At 50.7% G+C, this 15,952-nt stretch carries 15 protein-coding genes; 10 read left to right on the top strand and 5 right to left on the bottom strand.

Annotated elements, in window-relative coordinates:
- Positions 1 to 137: 137 nt before the first annotated feature.
- From melA to FYJ45_RS21650, 4 genes are all read left to right on the top strand, one after another.
- A complete protein-coding gene (melA, locus tag FYJ45_RS21660) occupies positions 138 to 1,607 on the top strand; it encodes an alpha-glucosidase/alpha-galactosidase (RefSeq protein WP_154467190.1) in 1,470 nt (489 codons plus the stop codon).
- 375 nt (positions 1,608 to 1,982) lie between these two features.
- Complete coding sequence (locus FYJ45_RS31015; RefSeq protein WP_235930944.1) at positions 1,983 to 2,264, top strand: hypothetical protein; 282 nt, start codon at positions 1,983 to 1,985, stop codon at positions 2,262 to 2,264.
- A gap of 8 nt (positions 2,265 to 2,272) precedes the next feature.
- Entirely contained in the window at positions 2,273 to 2,725 is a 453-nt protein-coding gene (locus FYJ45_RS31010; RefSeq protein WP_235930943.1) for a hypothetical protein, read from the top strand.
- A gap of 73 nt (positions 2,726 to 2,798) precedes the next feature.
- Positions 2,799 to 3,716, top strand: coding sequence for a glycoside hydrolase family 43 protein (locus FYJ45_RS21650; RefSeq protein WP_025490600.1), 918 nt, complete (start codon positions 2,799 to 2,801; stop codon positions 3,714 to 3,716).
- Between the two features lie 141 nt (positions 3,717 to 3,857).
- Here FYJ45_RS21650 and trxA read toward each other — a convergent pair whose 3' ends face one another.
- Both trxA and FYJ45_RS32830 read right to left on the bottom strand, forming a co-directional pair.
- Positions 3,858 to 4,169, bottom strand: coding sequence for a thioredoxin (gene trxA / locus FYJ45_RS21645; RefSeq protein WP_025490601.1), 312 nt, complete (start codon positions 4,167 to 4,169; stop codon positions 3,858 to 3,860).
- A 170-nt stretch (positions 4,170 to 4,339) separates the two neighbouring features.
- Positions 4,340 to 4,495: a DUF1905 domain-containing protein gene (locus FYJ45_RS32830; RefSeq protein ID WP_276918010.1), complete on the bottom strand. Its 156-nt coding sequence runs from the start codon at positions 4,493 to 4,495 to the stop codon at positions 4,340 to 4,342.
- 222 nt (positions 4,496 to 4,717) lie between these two features.
- Here FYJ45_RS32830 and FYJ45_RS21635 point away from each other — a divergent pair, with 222 nt between their 5' ends.
- Entirely contained in the window at positions 4,718 to 6,439 is a 1,722-nt protein-coding gene (locus tag FYJ45_RS21635) for an ABC transporter ATP-binding protein (protein ID WP_154467189.1), read from the top strand.
- 5 nt (positions 6,440 to 6,444) lie between these two features.
- Here the strand turns inward: FYJ45_RS21635 and FYJ45_RS21630 are convergent, their stop codons facing one another.
- Positions 6,445 to 7,308: a helix-turn-helix transcriptional regulator gene (locus tag FYJ45_RS21630; RefSeq protein ID WP_154467188.1), complete on the bottom strand. Its 864-nt coding sequence runs from the start codon at positions 7,306 to 7,308 to the stop codon at positions 6,445 to 6,447.
- Between the two features lie 334 nt (positions 7,309 to 7,642).
- Between FYJ45_RS21630 and kduI the strand changes: the two genes are divergently transcribed.
- The 5 genes from kduI (at position 7,643) to rhaM (ending at position 12,714) form a co-directional block, all read left to right on the top strand.
- Positions 7,643 to 8,506, top strand: coding sequence for a 5-dehydro-4-deoxy-D-glucuronate isomerase (gene kduI / locus FYJ45_RS21625; protein ID WP_021635356.1), 864 nt, complete (start codon positions 7,643 to 7,645; stop codon positions 8,504 to 8,506).
- Between the two features lie 28 nt (positions 8,507 to 8,534).
- Positions 8,535 to 9,338 carry a gluconate 5-dehydrogenase gene (locus FYJ45_RS21620; protein WP_154467187.1) on the top strand — a complete coding sequence of 268 codons (804 nt, stop codon included), beginning with the start codon at positions 8,535 to 8,537 and terminating at the stop codon, positions 9,336 to 9,338.
- Between the two features lie 237 nt (positions 9,339 to 9,575).
- Positions 9,576 to 10,367: a DUF7402 domain-containing protein gene (locus tag FYJ45_RS21615; protein WP_035321544.1), complete on the top strand. Its 792-nt coding sequence runs from the start codon at positions 9,576 to 9,578 to the stop codon at positions 10,365 to 10,367.
- A 167-nt stretch (positions 10,368 to 10,534) separates the two neighbouring features.
- The gene (locus FYJ45_RS21610; RefSeq protein ID WP_195841930.1) at positions 10,535 to 12,322 is read left to right on the top strand and encodes a heparinase II/III family protein; all 1,788 of its coding nucleotides are present in this window, start codon (positions 10,535 to 10,537) and stop codon (positions 12,320 to 12,322) included.
- 80 nt (positions 12,323 to 12,402) lie between these two features.
- The gene (rhaM, locus tag FYJ45_RS21605; protein ID WP_025490606.1) at positions 12,403 to 12,714 is read left to right on the top strand and encodes an L-rhamnose mutarotase; all 312 of its coding nucleotides are present in this window, start codon (positions 12,403 to 12,405) and stop codon (positions 12,712 to 12,714) included.
- 373 nt (positions 12,715 to 13,087) lie between these two features.
- Here the strand turns inward: rhaM and FYJ45_RS21600 are convergent, their stop codons facing one another.
- Both FYJ45_RS21600 and FYJ45_RS21595 read right to left on the bottom strand, forming a co-directional pair.
- Complete coding sequence (locus FYJ45_RS21600) at positions 13,088 to 14,476, bottom strand: transglutaminase-like domain-containing protein (protein WP_154467185.1); 1,389 nt, start codon at positions 14,474 to 14,476, stop codon at positions 13,088 to 13,090.
- Between the two features lie 302 nt (positions 14,477 to 14,778).
- Positions 14,779 to 15,717 carry a hypothetical protein gene (locus tag FYJ45_RS21595; RefSeq protein ID WP_025490607.1) on the bottom strand — a complete coding sequence of 313 codons (939 nt, stop codon included), beginning with the start codon at positions 15,715 to 15,717 and terminating at the stop codon, positions 14,779 to 14,781.
- Positions 15,718 to 15,952: the final 235 nt, after the last annotated feature.

Here is a 15,952-nt window from a genome sequence, read left to right as displayed (position 1 = left end):
CGGCAGGTGAACGCCTGCCGGACCGGCTGTAAAAACAGCGTAGGGAGGAAGGAACCCGTTATTTTATGTGGTTCATTCGGATTCCTGTTTTTACACATGAACAGCGATACAGTTGACATCAGGAAAGGGGAAGTATTATGAGCTTTAAAATTGCAGTGATTGGGGCGGGAAGCCTGGTTTTTGCCAGGACATTATTTACAGATATCATGTCCGTACCGGAATTTCATGATATTGAGGTGGCCTTTACGGATATCAATCCGGACAATCTGGATAAGGTAACCCGTCTGTGCCAGCGGGATTTGGACAGCAACAATATCCCGATTACCATTCAGGCGACAACAGACAGAAGGGAAGCCTTCCGCGGCGCCAGATATATTATCAACTGCGTCCGCATCGGAGGCCTGCCCGCTTTTGAAATGGATGTGGACATTCCGTTGAAATACGGTGTGGATCAGTGTGTGGGCGATACCCTCTGCACCGGCGGCATCATGTACGGACAGCGCGTAATCGCTGAAATGCTGAATTTCTGTAAGGATATCAGGGAAGTGGCGGAGCCGGGGGCAATTATGCTTAATTACTCCAATCCCAACGCCATGGCCACCTGGGCATGCAATAAATACGGCGGGGTCAAAACCATCGGCCTGTGCCACGGTGAGATTCACGGCGAGAGCCAGATTGCCGAGGTTCTGGGAATCCCCAGGGAGGATCTGGACATCACCTGCGCCGGCATCAACCATCAGACCTGGTATGTGAGCGTAAAGCATAAAGGCGTGGAGCTGAAGGATAAGCTGCTTGCCGGTTTTGAGGCCCATGAACGCTTCAGCGAAGAGGAGAAGGTCAGAATTGATATCCTGAAACGCTTCGGCTATTATTCCACCGAATCCAACGGCCATTTATCCGAATATGTGGCATGGTACCGGAAGCGTCCGGATGAAATCAAGGACTGGATCAATACGGACAGCTGGATTAATGGAGAAACCGGCGGCTATCTGCGCGTTACCAGAGAGGAACGCAACTGGTTTGAAACGGAATACCCCAAGATTGCATCGGAGCCTCCAAAAAAATACGACGGCAGCCAGAGGGGAAAGGAGCACTGCTCCTACATCATGGAGTCCCTGGAAACCGGCAGAAAATACAGGGGCCATTTTAATATCATGAATGAAGGCTGCATTACCAACCTGCCTTATGAGTGTGTGGTTGAAGTTCCCTGCTATGTGGACGGCAACGGAATCTCCGTTCCTAAGCTGGGGGATCTGCCCCTGGGCTGTGCCGCCGTTTGTTCCCAGTCCATATGGGTACAGCGTCTGGCCGTAGAAGCAGCGGTGGCAGGCGATGTGAAGCTTCTGAAGCAGGCCGCCCTCATGGATCCTCTGACCGGAGCCGTGTGCAACCCTCCGGAAATCTGGCAGATGATAGATGAAATGCTGATCGCGGAAGCGGAATGGCTGCCCCAGTATACCCAGGCCATCGCAGAGGCCAAGGAACGCTTTGCCAAAGGCGATCTGATTCCTACAAAAGACGGATATCAGGGAGCTGTAAGAATCCGTGAAAAAACCGTGGAAGAAATTTCAGCGGAAAGGGAAAGCAGGACGATTACGGCGGAGTAAACAATCAAAATTTACGGCAGGGAGCAGAACCGTCAGTTATGCGGGCTGCCCCTGCCGCTTTCAGGGTTACAGTTGACATCCTGCTTCGAAACAGTTAAAAATAAGTAAAAAAGCTTGAAAAAACTTGCCCTCTTCCACAAATTTTGTTATTCTATATCATAAACGAAATTAAGTGAGTTAATCTTGAAAAATCCCGAGAACTCTCTCAGGTGTTTCCCCAGGCATAAGCCAGTCAAAAGAAATCATTTTTTTGATGCAGTTACAGGGCGGCCAGGCTGAACTGTAACAGTTCGGTCCGGTTTGTAACCTCTGGACCACAACTAAAAAATGATTGATATTTCACGCACAAAAGTTTATAATATGTAGGAGAAACAAATGGGGAAAAAAGACATTACCCTGAATGAATTTCTGGGAGATCCGCATATCTTTGCAGATCTGCTCAATGGCTGCTTTTTCCGGGGAAGACAGGAAATCCGCCCGGAGGAGCTTCTGCCCATGGACAGCGTGCAGGGCACCGAAAACAGTAGCGGAAAGCCGGGAAAAAGGATTCGGGATACAAAGAAGCTGTTTTACAGACACCGCCCGGCCGCAGTACTGGCCGTAGAAAACCAGGAGAACCCGGACTGCCGGATTACCCGTTGCGGCGGCTCTCTATAAGAAAGGATTTGGATATCGAACTGTTCCGTACGGAGCTGCGGGAGGTGATGGGCATTTTGCAGAGAGTGGATGATAAAGCTGCCATGTGCGCTTTTGTGAATGCCAACAGGGATGCCTTCACACGCATGACAGAAAGGGGATTTGCGGTGATAGTAAACTGCACCAATTCCCGGAGGCTGGAGAAATATATCAGGGAAAACAGGGAAGGAGGACGCATCGATATGTGCAGAGCTTTTGACGAATGGATGGACGCCTGCCGTAAGGAAGGAATTAAAATCGGTGAGGAACGCGGAGAAAGACGAGGAGAAAGACGAGGAGAAAGGCGTGGGATGAAAAAAGGGGAAAACCGCCTGGCGCAGCTGATACAGCGGCTGGGAGAGGAAGAACGCTTTACGGACATCCTGCGTGTGGCTGAGGACGCATCCCTGCGGAGCCGGCTGTACAGAAAATACGGGCTGTAACGGCCTGTACCTATATTAATAAAAAGTATAAACAGCAACAGCCGCTTTGACGGCATGAGAGAAAGGAAGAAATATGGCAGCATACACAGGATATTTGTTCGTACATTTTACAGGAGAGGAAAAGCTGGGAGAGCAGATTTATTTTGCGCTGAGCAGGGACGGGCTGCACTGGATGGACTTGAATGAAGGAAAACCGGTCCTGGTTTCGGATATCGGAGAGGCGGGCGTGAGAGATCCCTTTATCCTCAGGAATCCTCTGAACGGAAAATACGTGATTATCGCTACGGATCTTCGGATCGAAGCGGGAAAAGGCTGGACGGCTGCACAGGAAGAAGGCAGCAGGAACCTGATTGTGTGGGAGTCGGAGGATATGGTGAACTGGGACGGCCCGTTCTGCGCGGAGGTTGGAATCCCGGAGGCCGGCTGCGTCTGGGCGCCGGAAGCAATTTTTGATGAAAAGAAGCAGGCCTTCCTTGTATTCTGGGCTTCCAAGGTGAAGGAACCGGGCGACACTGAATCAAAGCAGCGCATTTACGCTTCCTATACGACGGACTTCCATGCCTTTACGGAGCCTGTCAAATATCAGGAGGGTGAAAACCATATCATTGACACCACGATATTAAAAGCCGGGGATTATTATTACAGATTCTCCAAAGATGAAACCGAGAAAAATATCCGCCTGGAAAAAAGCAGAAGCCTGGATAAGGACAGCTTTACGGAGGTGTACGCGCCGGTGCTGAACGCGCTGGCCGGCGTGGAAGGACCCGCATCCTTCCGGTTTAACGACAGAGAGGAATGGTGTGTCCTTGTGGATCGTTTTGCGGAGGGAAAAGGCTATCTTCCCCTGTTCAGCCCGGATTTCGGAAGCGGCGAATTCAGAATCCCGGAGGAATCGGAATACGATTTGGGAAAGAGCAAAAAGAGACATGGCAGCGTGCTTAACCTGACGGAAGAGGAATTTCAGGCGCTGGAAGGCAAGTGGGGAAAATAAAAAGCCTTCAGGCGTGTTGCTTCAAAGATAAAAAGACCTTGCTTTCCAGCCTTTTACCGGCTGCAAAGCAAGGCTTTGATTTATCGGGAAAGCACATCATGACTGGATGAACTCCGGACGGGAGCCTGCAAGGGCAGCCGCTCAGGCATCCAGCATTTTTAAAACATCTTTTTTGGAACGAAGGCCTACGCTGGCCGCTTTTTTCCTTCCATTTTGCACAAGGACAAGAGTGGGGATGCTGGCCACACCGAATTGGTTTGCCAGCTCGATGTTTTCATCAATATTGATTTTCCCGACCTTGATATCCTCACGCTCCTCGGCCACAGAATCCACCGTGGGCGAAAACATGCGGCAGGGGCCGCACCAGGGCGCCCAGAAATCCAACAGCACGGGCTTTTCGGACTCAAGTACCTCTTTATGAAAATTGTCTGATGTGATGTTTGTTACTGACATATCATTCACTCCTTTTACGCTTATAATTGTTAATGTGCCCATAACTGTTCCGAACCTCAACAGTTGCGGGTGTTTTTAATTCATGGTCTTATTTTAACTGTTATATGCGTAAACTTCCGTGACGATGTCACACAACGGATAAAATGGGAGAGATAACAAAATTATCCCGTTCATTCCCTTTCCGTAATCACAACATGTACCGTATCTCCCGGCTGTTTTCCAATCAGGCTCCGGATATCCTTCCTGAGTCCAATAATATGTCCCGGCGTCTGCATGCGCACCAGACTGCCATCATAGGCCGTTTTCACCCCAAACCGGGCTGGTATAAGTAAGTATTCCCGCCTGTTTCTGCCGGAATACCGATCCGCCGGCGTAACAGCCGTCAAGAGCAGTGTCCGGAAAAAAACGCATAACAGGAAAAAAACGAAAAAGAAATCTGATTTCTTCTTTTTACCAATGCAGAATGGCGTTATACTTAATAGTAATCTGAAATCCTTTAGATAAATCAAAACAAAACAGGCATAACAGATAAAGGGGGAAAAATATCAATGAAAATGCTATGGAAGCTGACAAAGGAAGCGGCGAGATACAAGGGACTCTATATTTTGGCTATCGTGTCCACGCTCTGTCTGACCGCGGTGAATCTGGCGGCGCCCAAGGTACTGTCAACCATGACCGGCATAGTGGAAAAGAGGCTGGAAAATACGTCCTTCTCCATAATTACGAAGCTGACGCTGATTTTGCTGGGACTCTATCTGCTGCGGATAGCTTTCCGGTTTTTAAGCAATTATCTGGCGCATAAAGCTGCCTGGTACCTGGTAGGGGATCTGCGCAGCAGGATGTATGACAAGCTGCAGCATCTGGATCTGGGCTTCTTCCATGATAAGCAGACCGGAGATCTGATGAGCAGGGTAGTAAATGACACCAGGGATTTTGAACTGCTTTATGCGCATATGATACCCGAAATGATCACTAACCTGGTGACCTTTGCGGGAGTCCTCATCATTCTTCTTATGATAAACTGGAAGCTGGCGCTGATTACCTGCTGCCCGATTCCGCTGATTCTCTTTTCCGGCGTAATTTTTGCCAAGAAAGTGCGCCCTTTCTTCAAGGCTTCCCAGAAATGCATGGGTGAACTGAATGCCAAGCTCCAGGATAACCTTTCCGGCCTGCATGAGATCCAGTCCTTCGGCCAGGAAGAATTTGAAGACGAACAGGTAAAAAAGAAAAACTTTGAACAGGTACGCGCCATGCTCCGCGCGCTGCGCGCCAGCGCCGTATTCCACCCCAGCGTGGAATTCCTGTCCTCTGTAGGTACTGTGCTCGTGGTATTTTTCGGAGGCGTGCTGGCGTACCGGGGGCAGCTTTCCGTAGAAGACATCGTTGCCTTCATGCTGTACCTCTCCCTGTTTTACGCGCCGGTTTCCGGACTTGCCAATCTGCTGGAAAATCTGCAGCAGTCGCTGGCCGGAGCGGAACGTGTCACCCTGATTCTGGATACGCCCTCAGCCATTCAGGATGCACCGGAGGCAGAGGATCTGGGAAAGGCCCAGGGAAGCATTACCTTCGAAGATGTGAGCTTTCACTATGCCAATAAAATACCGGTGCTCAAAAAAGTATCTTTTTCCTGTGAACCCGGCATGATGGTGGCATTGGTCGGCCCCACCGGCGTGGGAAAAACAACCATGACACAGCTTCTGTCCCGGTTTTACGATCTGATGGGAGGCCGGATTCTCATAGACGGCAAGGATATTAAAAACGTCACTCTCCAAAGCCTCCGCCGCAACATTTCCCCCGTGCTTCAGGACACGTTCCTCTTCAACGGCACCATCGCCGATAATATCGGCTATGCAAAACCGGACGCCACACGGGAGGAGATCGAAGAAGCCGCAAAAGCCGCCAACATCCATGAAGACATCATGCACATGCCCGACCGTTATGAAACAAAAGTAGGAGAAAGAGGTCTGCGCCTCTCCGGCGGACAAAAACAACGCGTAGCCATAGCAAGAGCTATCCTGCGCCAGTCCCCCATTATCATCCTCGATGAAGCGACTGCCTCAGTAGACGTGGAAACCGAACGCCAGATCCAGAAAGCCATCAACCGCATCACAGGCAAACGCACCATCATAGCCATAGCCCACCGCCTCTCCACCATCCGCAATGCCGACTTAATACTCGTAATTCAGGAAGGTGAAATAATAGAACGCGGCACCCACGACCAGCTGATGGCCCAAAAAGGCACCTACTACCGCATGCAGAACACCCAATAAGCCCATCAGCTGGCCGAACACTGCGCATACTTTTTGGGTGAAATCCCCACAGCCTTCGTAAAGGCCTTAAGAAAATTGCTGTAATCGTTAAAGCCGCACCTCTCGCACGTTTCCGTGACGGAATAACCGGTGCTGAGCAGGGATTTGGCCACCGTAATACGCTTGGCGGTAATATATTTGTTGATGGTAGTGCCTGTGGCAGCTTTGAAAATACGGCACAGATATGAGCTGCTCAGGTAAAAATGGGAGGACAGATCGTCAATGCTCAGCTGGGAATCAATGTTCTGGTTGATAAAGGTAAGAATGTCGTCCACCTGTGTATGGTATGCCGCTGCATCAAGCGGCAGCTTACCGGATTTGCTTTTGCTGTAGAAAATACGGTTCAGGAACACCATGAGCTCTGTAAAAACGGCCCTTTCCTCCAGATCGGAGCCAAAGCCGGAAAAGCCCGTAAGCTTATGTATAAAATAACGGAAACGGTTCTGCTCCTCTTCGGAAAGATGGAGCTTGTGGGAAACCTCGCTGCCGCGGTAGTGGAAGCAGGTATTCAGATCCGTTGCCTGGGAGGAAATGCTTTTAACGAAATCAGGATAAATCGACAGGACAATCCGTTCATGGACAGCCTGATCAATCTGGGACAGGTAATGGCTTTCATATTGGTTAATAAAAAAAATATCCCCAGGCTGAATATCGTAGAAGCGGTTGTCAATGAGAAACTGCTTGCCTCCTGAGATGGAATAATAGATCTCATAGCAGTCATGGATATGCATATCCATAGGTCTCTCATCATTATACAGGTGGGCTACCGCAAAACTTTTGTTCTCTATGCAGGACTGAATGGCTGATTTGCAGGAGCTGTATTCTTTCATAATGTGTTCGCTTTATCCTTTCTCTGATTTAGTAAAAGAACCCTTGTTTTTCCTGAAAATCAGCCGGCGCTATGGTAAATCTGCGGCATATAGTTACAGGAGAAATATCCTTTTTGTACAGTATACGACATAAGTTCAGAATAAGCAAGATTTTAAAGAAAATAACACAAGAACCGGAATATAAAGCATGATATGATAAATGCAGTTAAGGCAGTTGGAAATGACGGAACAGGGCAGAAAGGGCTGAAGGTGCAAGCGGTAATGGCGGCATCCGGCCTTTTGCCTGCAGGCGGCGCAGCCGCATGCCCGATGAAGCGGGCGGAAGGGAGCAGAAATGGAATTAAGAACGGCATCATCACCCAGAGACGTAAAGCATTACACAACAGAAAGACTGCGTGAGGAGTTCCTGATTCAGGGGCTTTTCCCGGCAGATGAAATCAAGCTGGTATACAGCCACATTGACCGTATTATTACGGGAACGGCAACTCCGGTTGCAAAGAAGCTGGAACTTACGGCAGGAGACGAGCTTCGTGCGGAATATTTCCTGCAGAGAAGAGAGCTGGGCGTTATCAATATCGGCGGCGCAGGAAGAATTACCGTTGACGGCAGAGTTTATGAAGTGGCTTCCAGAGAAGGCATGTACATAGGCATGGGTTCCAGGGACATCAGCTTTGAAAGCGTAGATGCAGGAAATCCTGCAAAATTTTATTTAAACAGCGCTCCCGCGCATACAACCTACCCCACCGTGCTGATTAAGCGGGAAGGCACACCGGAAGACGGCGTGGTCATCATTAAGGATGAAAATAAGGTGGAACTGGGCAGCCTGGAGGAATCCAATCACAGAGTTATCTGCAAATACATTCTTCCCGGCCAGGTGGAAAGCTGTCAGCTGGTAATGGGAATGACCTCCCTGAAACCGGGCAGCGTATGGAATACCATGCCCTGCCATACCCATGACAGAAGGATGGAGGTTTACCTCTATTTTGACCTTCCCGAGGATGCTTTCGTGATGCATTACATGGGAGAGCCCACAGAAACAAGACATATTGTGGTAAGAAATGAAGAAGCGGTGATTTCACCCAGCTGGTCCATCCATTCCGGCAGCGGCTCCAGAGCCTATACCTTTATCTGGGGCATGGTCGGGGAAAATCAGGATTTCGATGACATGGACGGCGTTAAAATGACGGAACTGATGTAATTTTATTTCATATAAGGAGGAAACAAAAATGGGAATTTTGAATGATTTTTCACTGGAAGGCAAGGTGGCTCTCGTTACAGGCGCATCCTACGGCATCGGTTTTGCGATTGCAACCGCTTATGCCCAGGCCGGCGCGACCATCGTTTTCAACGATATCAAGCAGGAGCTGGTGGACAAGGGATTGGCCGCTTACAAGGAAGAGGGAATCGAAGCACACGGCTATGTGTGCGATGTTACCAATGAAGAAGCGGTAACGGAAATGGTTAAGAAGATTGAAGAAGAAGTGGGCGTAATCGATATCCTGGTAAACAATGCAGGTATCATCAAACGTATCCCCATGCTGGAGATGTCCGCTGATCAGTTCCGTCAGGTAATCGACGTGGACTTAAATGCTCCTTTCATCGTATCCAAGGCCGTAATTCCCGGCATGATTAAGAAGGGCCACGGCAAGATTATCAACATCTGCTCCATGATGAGCGAGCTGGGCCGTGAAACCGTTTCCGCTTATGCGGCTGCCAAGGGCGGTCTGAAGATGCTCACCAGAAATATTGCATCCGAATATGGCGAATACAACATTCAGTGCAACGGCATCGGGCCCGGCTATATTGCCACACCCCAGACTGCGCCCCTGCGTGAAATCCAGCCTGATGGAAGCAGACATCCCTTCGATCAGTTCATTATTGCAAAGACTCCTGCCGCACGATGGGGAGACACCGCAGATCTGCAGGGACCTGCCGTATTCCTGGCATCCGATGCTTCCAACTTCGTAAACGGACATGTACTTTACGTAGACGGCGGTATCCTGGCTTACATCGGAAAACAGCCCCAGTAAGCAGCCCTATAGCCCCGGCAGACAGTCCCGGCAAGAAGACACGGCAAGCATCAGGGTAAGCTGTGGAACGGTAACTGTGAGTGTACTGGACAGTTACGCGTATCGTATGAAAACATGGCGGCAGCAAGCATCCGGCCTATCGCGCAGCGATTTTGAAATGGCCGGATATCCGCAACAGTCCGGTTATCCGGATCGTTGCGGCTTCTGCCGTTTTTCTTGATTTAGGAGGGAAAAATCTTGCTGACATTAAAAGTGATCGATAAAGACCGGCAGGTAAAATGCATGAGCAGCGGGGAAGAGGAAACCAGCCTGGCCGTGCTGAGTGCATATGAGGAGGGGGATAAAATCCTGGTGGAGACCACGGAGAAAAACTGCTTCCTCTGGCTTCAGGTGGATGATGCGCTGGGAAAATCCCTGGTTTACCTGACGGATACTTATGAATATACCATCCCCTTCGGTGAAAAAAGAATCTGCTATTCCCCCAAGGTGTTTTCCGGGGACAGGCACCTTCTGTGTGTGAAAAAGGCCAGGGCTTATGAAATCGGCGCCTACCGCAATCTGGCGCTGAATGTAAATGACCAGCACGGCAATGAGGTCTGCTATCCCAGGGCTTCTGCCAATGTGGAAACAAGGGGAGAGTCCGTTTTTGCGGCGATGAATGCCATTGACGGCGTGACGGAAAACCGTTCCCATGGGGCGTGGCCCTATGCTTCCTGGGGAATTAACCGCCAGGATGACGCCAGGATCCGTCTGGATTTCGGCCGTCCGGTTGAGGTGGATACCATTGTTTTGTATACCAGGGCAGATTTCCCCCACGACAACTGGTGGGTGGACGGGAAAATCACATTTTCAGACGGAAGCGAAATGCAGCTTCCCATGGAAAAATCGGTGCTTCCCCATACCTTTACTTTTGAAAAGAAAACCATTACCTGGCTGGAAATGGGCGACTTAATCAAAGCGGATGATCCGTCTCCTTTCCCGGCCCTGACACAGATCGAGGTGTACGGCAAAGAGGCCGCAGGCAACTGACGCGCGCCTGATACAGAGGGAAAGCCGGAAAAAGAACCTTCGGATGCTGAATGAAAGCCGTCCGGCTGTCGGAAAAAAACGCCGGCTGCCGGACGTAACCTTGCGGAGGCCTGACCGGCGGGCGGTTTTAGTTATATGCGCGCTGCGGTGCGCAGATGGGAGCAGAAATGACGGAGCAGAAACAGGTGCGGACAGAAGAGATAAAGGCCTATCTGGAGGCCTATTGTGAATGTATGAGAGCACATGCGGCTGAGATGATGGATCAGCCCATGCCGGTGGCCGGAGAGGAACTGTTTGCCCTTTATGAGAAGACAGGGAACCGGCTGATTTATGAAGAAGTGTATTTTACCAGACGCAAGATGCTGGCGGTGTTCGGCTGCCTTTCCATATTGGAAGGAAAGCCGGAATACCTGCATAAGCTGGAAGAGGTTCTGGATGGGATCTGTGAAGAGGAATGCTGGGCGCTGCCCGCCCATGTGGAGAGGGACAGTGATCCGGACTGGCGTATCCGCGTGGATTTGTTCGCCTCCGAAACAGCCCAGGCTCTGGCTGAGATCATCAGCCTGGTGGGAGACCGGCTGCCGGAAAGCCTGCGGAAAAAGGTACGGGACAATGTTTTCCGCCGTATCCTGGAGCCTTTTATGAATTCCCGGCCGCCCTATAATTTCTGGGAAGGCGGCGACAATAACTGGAATGCGGTATGCTGCGGCAGCATCGGCTGCGCGGCGCTCTCCCTGATGCAGGAGGAGCCGGAACGGCTGCAGCCGCTGCTGGAGCGTCTGGAGCGTTCCCTTCGTTCCTATATCGGCGGTTTTTCCGATGACGGCGCATGTATGGAGGGATTGAGCTATTTCGTATATGGTATGACCTACTATACCGGTTTTGCCGATATGCTTTACCGGTATACGGAAGGAAAGACAGATCTGATGGATCAGGAAAAATGCAGGCAGATCGCCCTCTTCCAGCAGAAATGCTTTTTCCCGTCAGGCAGGACGCTCAGCTTTTCCGACGGCGACAGCAGGGACAAATATAAGATGGGACTGACATGCTTCCTTGCCATGCGTTATGCCGGGATGGAGATTCCTCCCGTGTCCTGTGCGGGCGGCTTCGACGGGGACAGCTGCTACCGTTTTATGGCCAACATAAGGGATGTGCTCTGGACACAGCAGTATCTGGAACGGGCGGAAAAGGGCGCCCTTCCCCAGGCGGAGAAAAACGGGGAGGAGCGCGGCTGCGACGTGCTTGCCGATGCCCAGTGGAGTATCTGCAAAGGCGCTTCCGGCGGCGGTATGGCGGCCAAGGGCGGCAATAACGGAGAGCCTCACAACCATAATGACGTGGGAAGCTTTTTCTACCTTGTGGGAGATGAAATGCTGCTGACGGATCTGGGCGCAGGAGAGTATACGAAGGAATATTTTCATGAGGGCAGGTACCGGATCCTCTGCAATAATTCCTTTGGACACAGCGTTCCGGTGATTGACGGCGAAGGACAGAAGGAAGGCGGGGAATATTCCTGCAGCCGCTTTGAAGCGGACGGCAGGGGAGAAACCATCATTTCCTTTGCGGGCGCTTATGGAAATGATAAGGTGAAGGAGCTTACGCGTACGCTCCGTTATGACTGTGCGATGGAAACCCTTTGCGTGGAGGACTGCCTCACGGCGGCAAAGCTGCCCGGGGGAGCGCCGGAGTCTTCGGAGCCGGTTCCCATGAGTGAGAACCTTGTAACGCAGTTTGTCCCCGTTGCAAAAGGCAATACCATACGGATCGAAGGTGAAAAATATGCATGCCTGATCACGGTGGAGGAGCTGGAAGGCAGCATCCGCTGGGAGCAGAAAAAGCACATGAACCACAAGGGCCTGGAGGAAAACGTGTACTGCATCAGCTGGGAGGTGCCGGCAGATCCGGCCGCGGAAAAAAGAACATGCAGGTTCCGTGTGGAAAAAATCCTGAAGTAATATTTTGCAGGCAAGTTCCCTTTAAACTACTTATTAAGGCAGTATCGCAGGCAGGCCTGCGATATGCAGGAGGCATAAAAATGGTAAAAGGATTTAAAATGAAGCTGTATGAAGGACAGGAAGCGGAGTATGAAAGAAGGCATAACCTGCTCTGGCCGGAAATGAAGGACATGATTCATGAGCATGGCGGAAAGAACTATACAATATTCCTGGATAAGGAAACGCTGACGCTGTTTGGTTACATAGAGATAGAGGACGAGGAGCTTTGGGCCAAAGGCGCGGATACCGCCATCAACAGAAAATGGTGGGATTATATGGCTGATATCATGGAAACAAACCCTGACAACAGCCCGGTGAGCATTGACTTACAGACAGTGTTTCATCTGGACTGAGGAAACACCGGCTGTAAACTTGGAATGAAAAAAGACCGATTGCATTTCCTGACCGCATGACGGCAGGAAACCGGCGCGCCGCCGTCTTCGGGACGGTGGATGCGCCGGTACAATACGGTCTTTTTTTATTCCCGCGAGCAACGAGCCAAGTAGCCATGCTTGCATGGATATTTGGCGACTGCCGCGAGGGTCAAATACCCCGCTGCTTGCAGCGGAGTATTTGATTGCCGCAGGCACCTTGATGCCGGCAGCGTTTTTAGGCCGGAAGAATAAGCCCGGCTTCATAGCTTCCGGCTTAAAAACGGCTTCCGGGATGTCTTCCGAATGGCATCCAGCTTAAAAATGGTTTCCAGGGGCAGCTTCCGTCACGTCTTTACTCCTCCGGGAAATCGCAGGGAACCGGATGGATATCGATCATCTGGTGGAAATATTCAAACTGTGTGGTATAAAGCCCCACGCCTTCAATCTCACATTCCCCTACCTGGTTATCATAGGGATCTGCCCGCAGCCCTTTCTTTTCGGGAAGCAGCGGCGCCTGAAACTCCGTATTGGCAACCATGCGGAAGGGATCCAGATTGCAGAAATAGAATTTCCTGCGTTCCTCATCCCCGGCGCGGAAGGCGCTTCCGCCAAAGGAGAGGTCGGCATGCAGCCAGCCGTAAGGGGCGATATAGAACTGTGCCCAGTCGTGGGGGCCAATGGATTCCGGCGTGGCGGACAGCCCGGACTGCCAGCGCGCAGGGATTCCTGCGATACGGCAGAGGGTGATGAAAAGCAGCGCCTGGACACCGCAGTCCCCCTTCCGGTTGATGGCGCAGTATTCCGGGATATCATCCAGCAGAAAATATTCTTTCATGAAGGAATATTTCACGTGGGTGGTGATGTAGTCATATATTTTTTCCGCTTTGCAAAGAGGATTGGTTTCACTGCCGGTGATTTCCTCTGCAAGAGAACGTAAAAAGGGCGTGAAGCGGATGTGGGGAAGCACTTCGTCCGTATCAAAGTCCGGCTGCAGGGGGGATACCCCGTCGGGCTCGGGCTTCTGATAACGTATCGTACTGTCATATTCATATTCCACCCAGAAGGCGGCGTTTTCCGTAAGCGTGGTCCGGAAGGCGATGGTCCGGGACGGCGCATCCACGGGCGCGAGCGCGGTAGGATTATGGCTTGTCCGGAGAATGCGGATGTGGGAGGTAGGGCTGCTTTCCTTGGGGAAGGGAAGGTGGACAAGCATTTCCTTTCCGGGGGCAAAGAATTCGTCTTTGACCTGCAGTCCGGCCCGGAGATGGATGTGATACTGCAGTCCGCCGTCTTCCATGATCTTTTTCATGGTTTCCCGTCGGAACTGCGCTTTGCGGACGGCTTCCAGGGTAAGCGAGGGATTGGAGCGTGCTGCGATGTCCGGGTGGGTGGCGGTGAGCGTTTCAAAGAAACGGGAAAAATATTTTTTCTCCCCCTCCACAAAAAGACAGTCAATTCGTCCGGCATCCTCCAGGGCGGCAAATTCTTCGTCGGTAAAATCAGGAATGGTTTCATGGATGAGCGCCATTGCCTGTGGATAGGTGTAGGGAAAATCCGCGGGAAGGTGGATAAGCCTGATTTTTTCCAGCTCCAGACGTCCCCGGAGGGCTTCGGGAATATCTTCAGCCAGATAGCCTTCGATGAGGGAAAGCGCCTTTGAAAAATATCCGGCCCTGCTAAAACGCAGGATATCTTCCGGGAGCGGGGTTGACAGATACGGGATTTTATCATTGATAGTCATGGCATGTCCTTTCTTTTGCTGGGGAGAGCACTGGTATCCGCCTGAGCCCGGCGGCAAATGGGCAGGTTTAATAACTGTTTGTTTAATATATAACAGTTATGTCTTTTCTACTGATTTTATCATACTTTACCGTTCCGGGCGACAAAAAAGTAAAATAAGGCAGCAGTTTTGCCATGTGGAAAGGAATGGACGGATTGGCCATGGAAAGCGGAGCGCTGAAGGCAGTTGGGCAATCATTTTTGTATGGCTGAACCGCAGCTTGAAAGGTGCTGGTTTAGCAGCACCCTTCTGCTGCCGGAAGGTCAGTCGTTTTCCGCCGTCGGCGTCTGCTTGCAGCCCTTGGAACCTGGTGTGGCGGCGCAGCAGGGGTCGCAGGGAACGTCACAGGGGACATCGCAGGAATCCTTAAGAGTCTCTTCGTATTTGGGCGGGCCCAGCTCCAGCGGTTTAATGGCCAGATCAAGAAGATCACCGCATACAAAATCAAGGCAGATAGTATCATCCGTAGGACGGGTACAGGCCTTGGGGACCACCGCTTTTCCATTGTGGGGAAGCTTATACTGGGAGAAATAAACGGATTTCAGGATAACGCTCAGCCCGATTGTGGCAATATCATCTTCTGTATCATAGTTAAGGACCTTGGGGATTGCAATCAGGTTCAGTCCCTGGGTCAGCGAGGTATTGCAGGCTCCGAAGCCGATAACGTGGACAATAGCCGGGAGATCGGCCGTATCGGCATGGGCTACGCCGTAAGGTGCATAAATTTCCAGTTCCACAGAGGAGGGATTGGTATCTTCATCCATGTATTCGTAGTCTGCGGAGGACTCGTCATAGGGCAGGTAGTTTGCGCATACGGTCTGTGTACAGAGTACCCGTTTTGCACAGTCGTAAAAAGTTACGAAAAAAACAACCTGCAGATTAGTCAGCGTCACAAGATAGCAGTTGGGCCTTCCGCTGATCGGGACAGCGGATACGGCTGCGTCGCCGCAGGTTTCAAATGTGATATCCATAACCTGTACGGAAATGCTTTCTACATTTGTGGAGGGCGGCTCCAGCGGGATATTCCGGCAGAGGTTGATACCAAGCTCATCATATACAACCGGGGTCAGGACCGTAAGACAGTCCGGGTCACCGCAGATAGGATCCGTGCAGACATCCAGGCAGTTGCCTTTTTTGTCAATACCGCAGCTGACATATCTTTTTGAGCAGCATTTGCAGTTTTTGGATTTGCAGTTAGGCATATGGAATGCTCCTTATAAAAATACTTACTATATCCTATGCATCCCGCTTCTTTTTGTTCAGTGTTGGAAATATATTTATTGTAAAGCCAGTGAACGCGAAGTGGATATAAAGTCCAGCTAAGAAATGTCAATAGGTAAAATGAAAAATGTTTACAAAGTTTTTTTCAAGCAGCTGATGTAAAAAAGGGTAACCTTAATAAACCCATTGCCATGGGATTTTAAAATGTAATTCAAA

This window comes from Eisenbergiella porci, assembly GCF_009696275.1.
GTDB classification, from domain to species: Bacteria; Bacillota; Clostridia; order Lachnospirales; family Lachnospiraceae; genus Eisenbergiella; species Eisenbergiella porci.
Note: the sequence above shows the minus strand (reverse complement) of the source record. Positions and strands in the feature narration are given on the sequence as shown.

Bases quoted from the DNA above. Each gene is read 5' to 3' on its own strand.
- FYJ45_RS31015 (WP_235930944.1), top strand. From the start codon at position 1,983: ATGGGGAAAAAAGACATTACCCTGAATGAATTTCTGGGAGATCCGCAT.
- trxA (WP_025490601.1), bottom strand. From the start codon at position 4,169: ATGTCAGTAACAAACATCACATCAGACAATTTTCATAAAGAGGTACTT.
- FYJ45_RS21620 (WP_154467187.1), top strand. From the start codon at position 8,535: ATGGGAATTTTGAATGATTTTTCACTGGAAGGCAAGGTGGCTCTCGTT.
- FYJ45_RS21610 (WP_195841930.1), top strand. From the start codon at position 10,535: ATGACGGAGCAGAAACAGGTGCGGACAGAAGAGATAAAGGCCTATCTG.
- FYJ45_RS21600 (WP_154467185.1), bottom strand. From the start codon at position 14,476: ATGACTATCAATGATAAAATCCCGTATCTGTCAACCCCGCTCCCGGAA.
- FYJ45_RS21650 (WP_025490600.1), top strand. From the start codon at position 2,799: ATGGCAGCATACACAGGATATTTGTTCGTACATTTTACAGGAGAGGAA.
- FYJ45_RS21635 (WP_154467189.1), top strand. From the start codon at position 4,718: ATGAAAATGCTATGGAAGCTGACAAAGGAAGCGGCGAGATACAAGGGA.
- FYJ45_RS21595 (WP_025490607.1), bottom strand. From the start codon at position 15,717: ATGCCTAACTGCAAATCCAAAAACTGCAAATGCTGCTCAAAAAGATAT.
- rhaM (WP_025490606.1), top strand. From the start codon at position 12,403: ATGGTAAAAGGATTTAAAATGAAGCTGTATGAAGGACAGGAAGCGGAG.
- kduI (WP_021635356.1), top strand. From the start codon at position 7,643: ATGGAATTAAGAACGGCATCATCACCCAGAGACGTAAAGCATTACACA.
- melA (WP_154467190.1), top strand. From the start codon at position 138: ATGAGCTTTAAAATTGCAGTGATTGGGGCGGGAAGCCTGGTTTTTGCC.
- FYJ45_RS21630 (WP_154467188.1), bottom strand. From the start codon at position 7,308: ATGAAAGAATACAGCTCCTGCAAATCAGCCATTCAGTCCTGCATAGAG.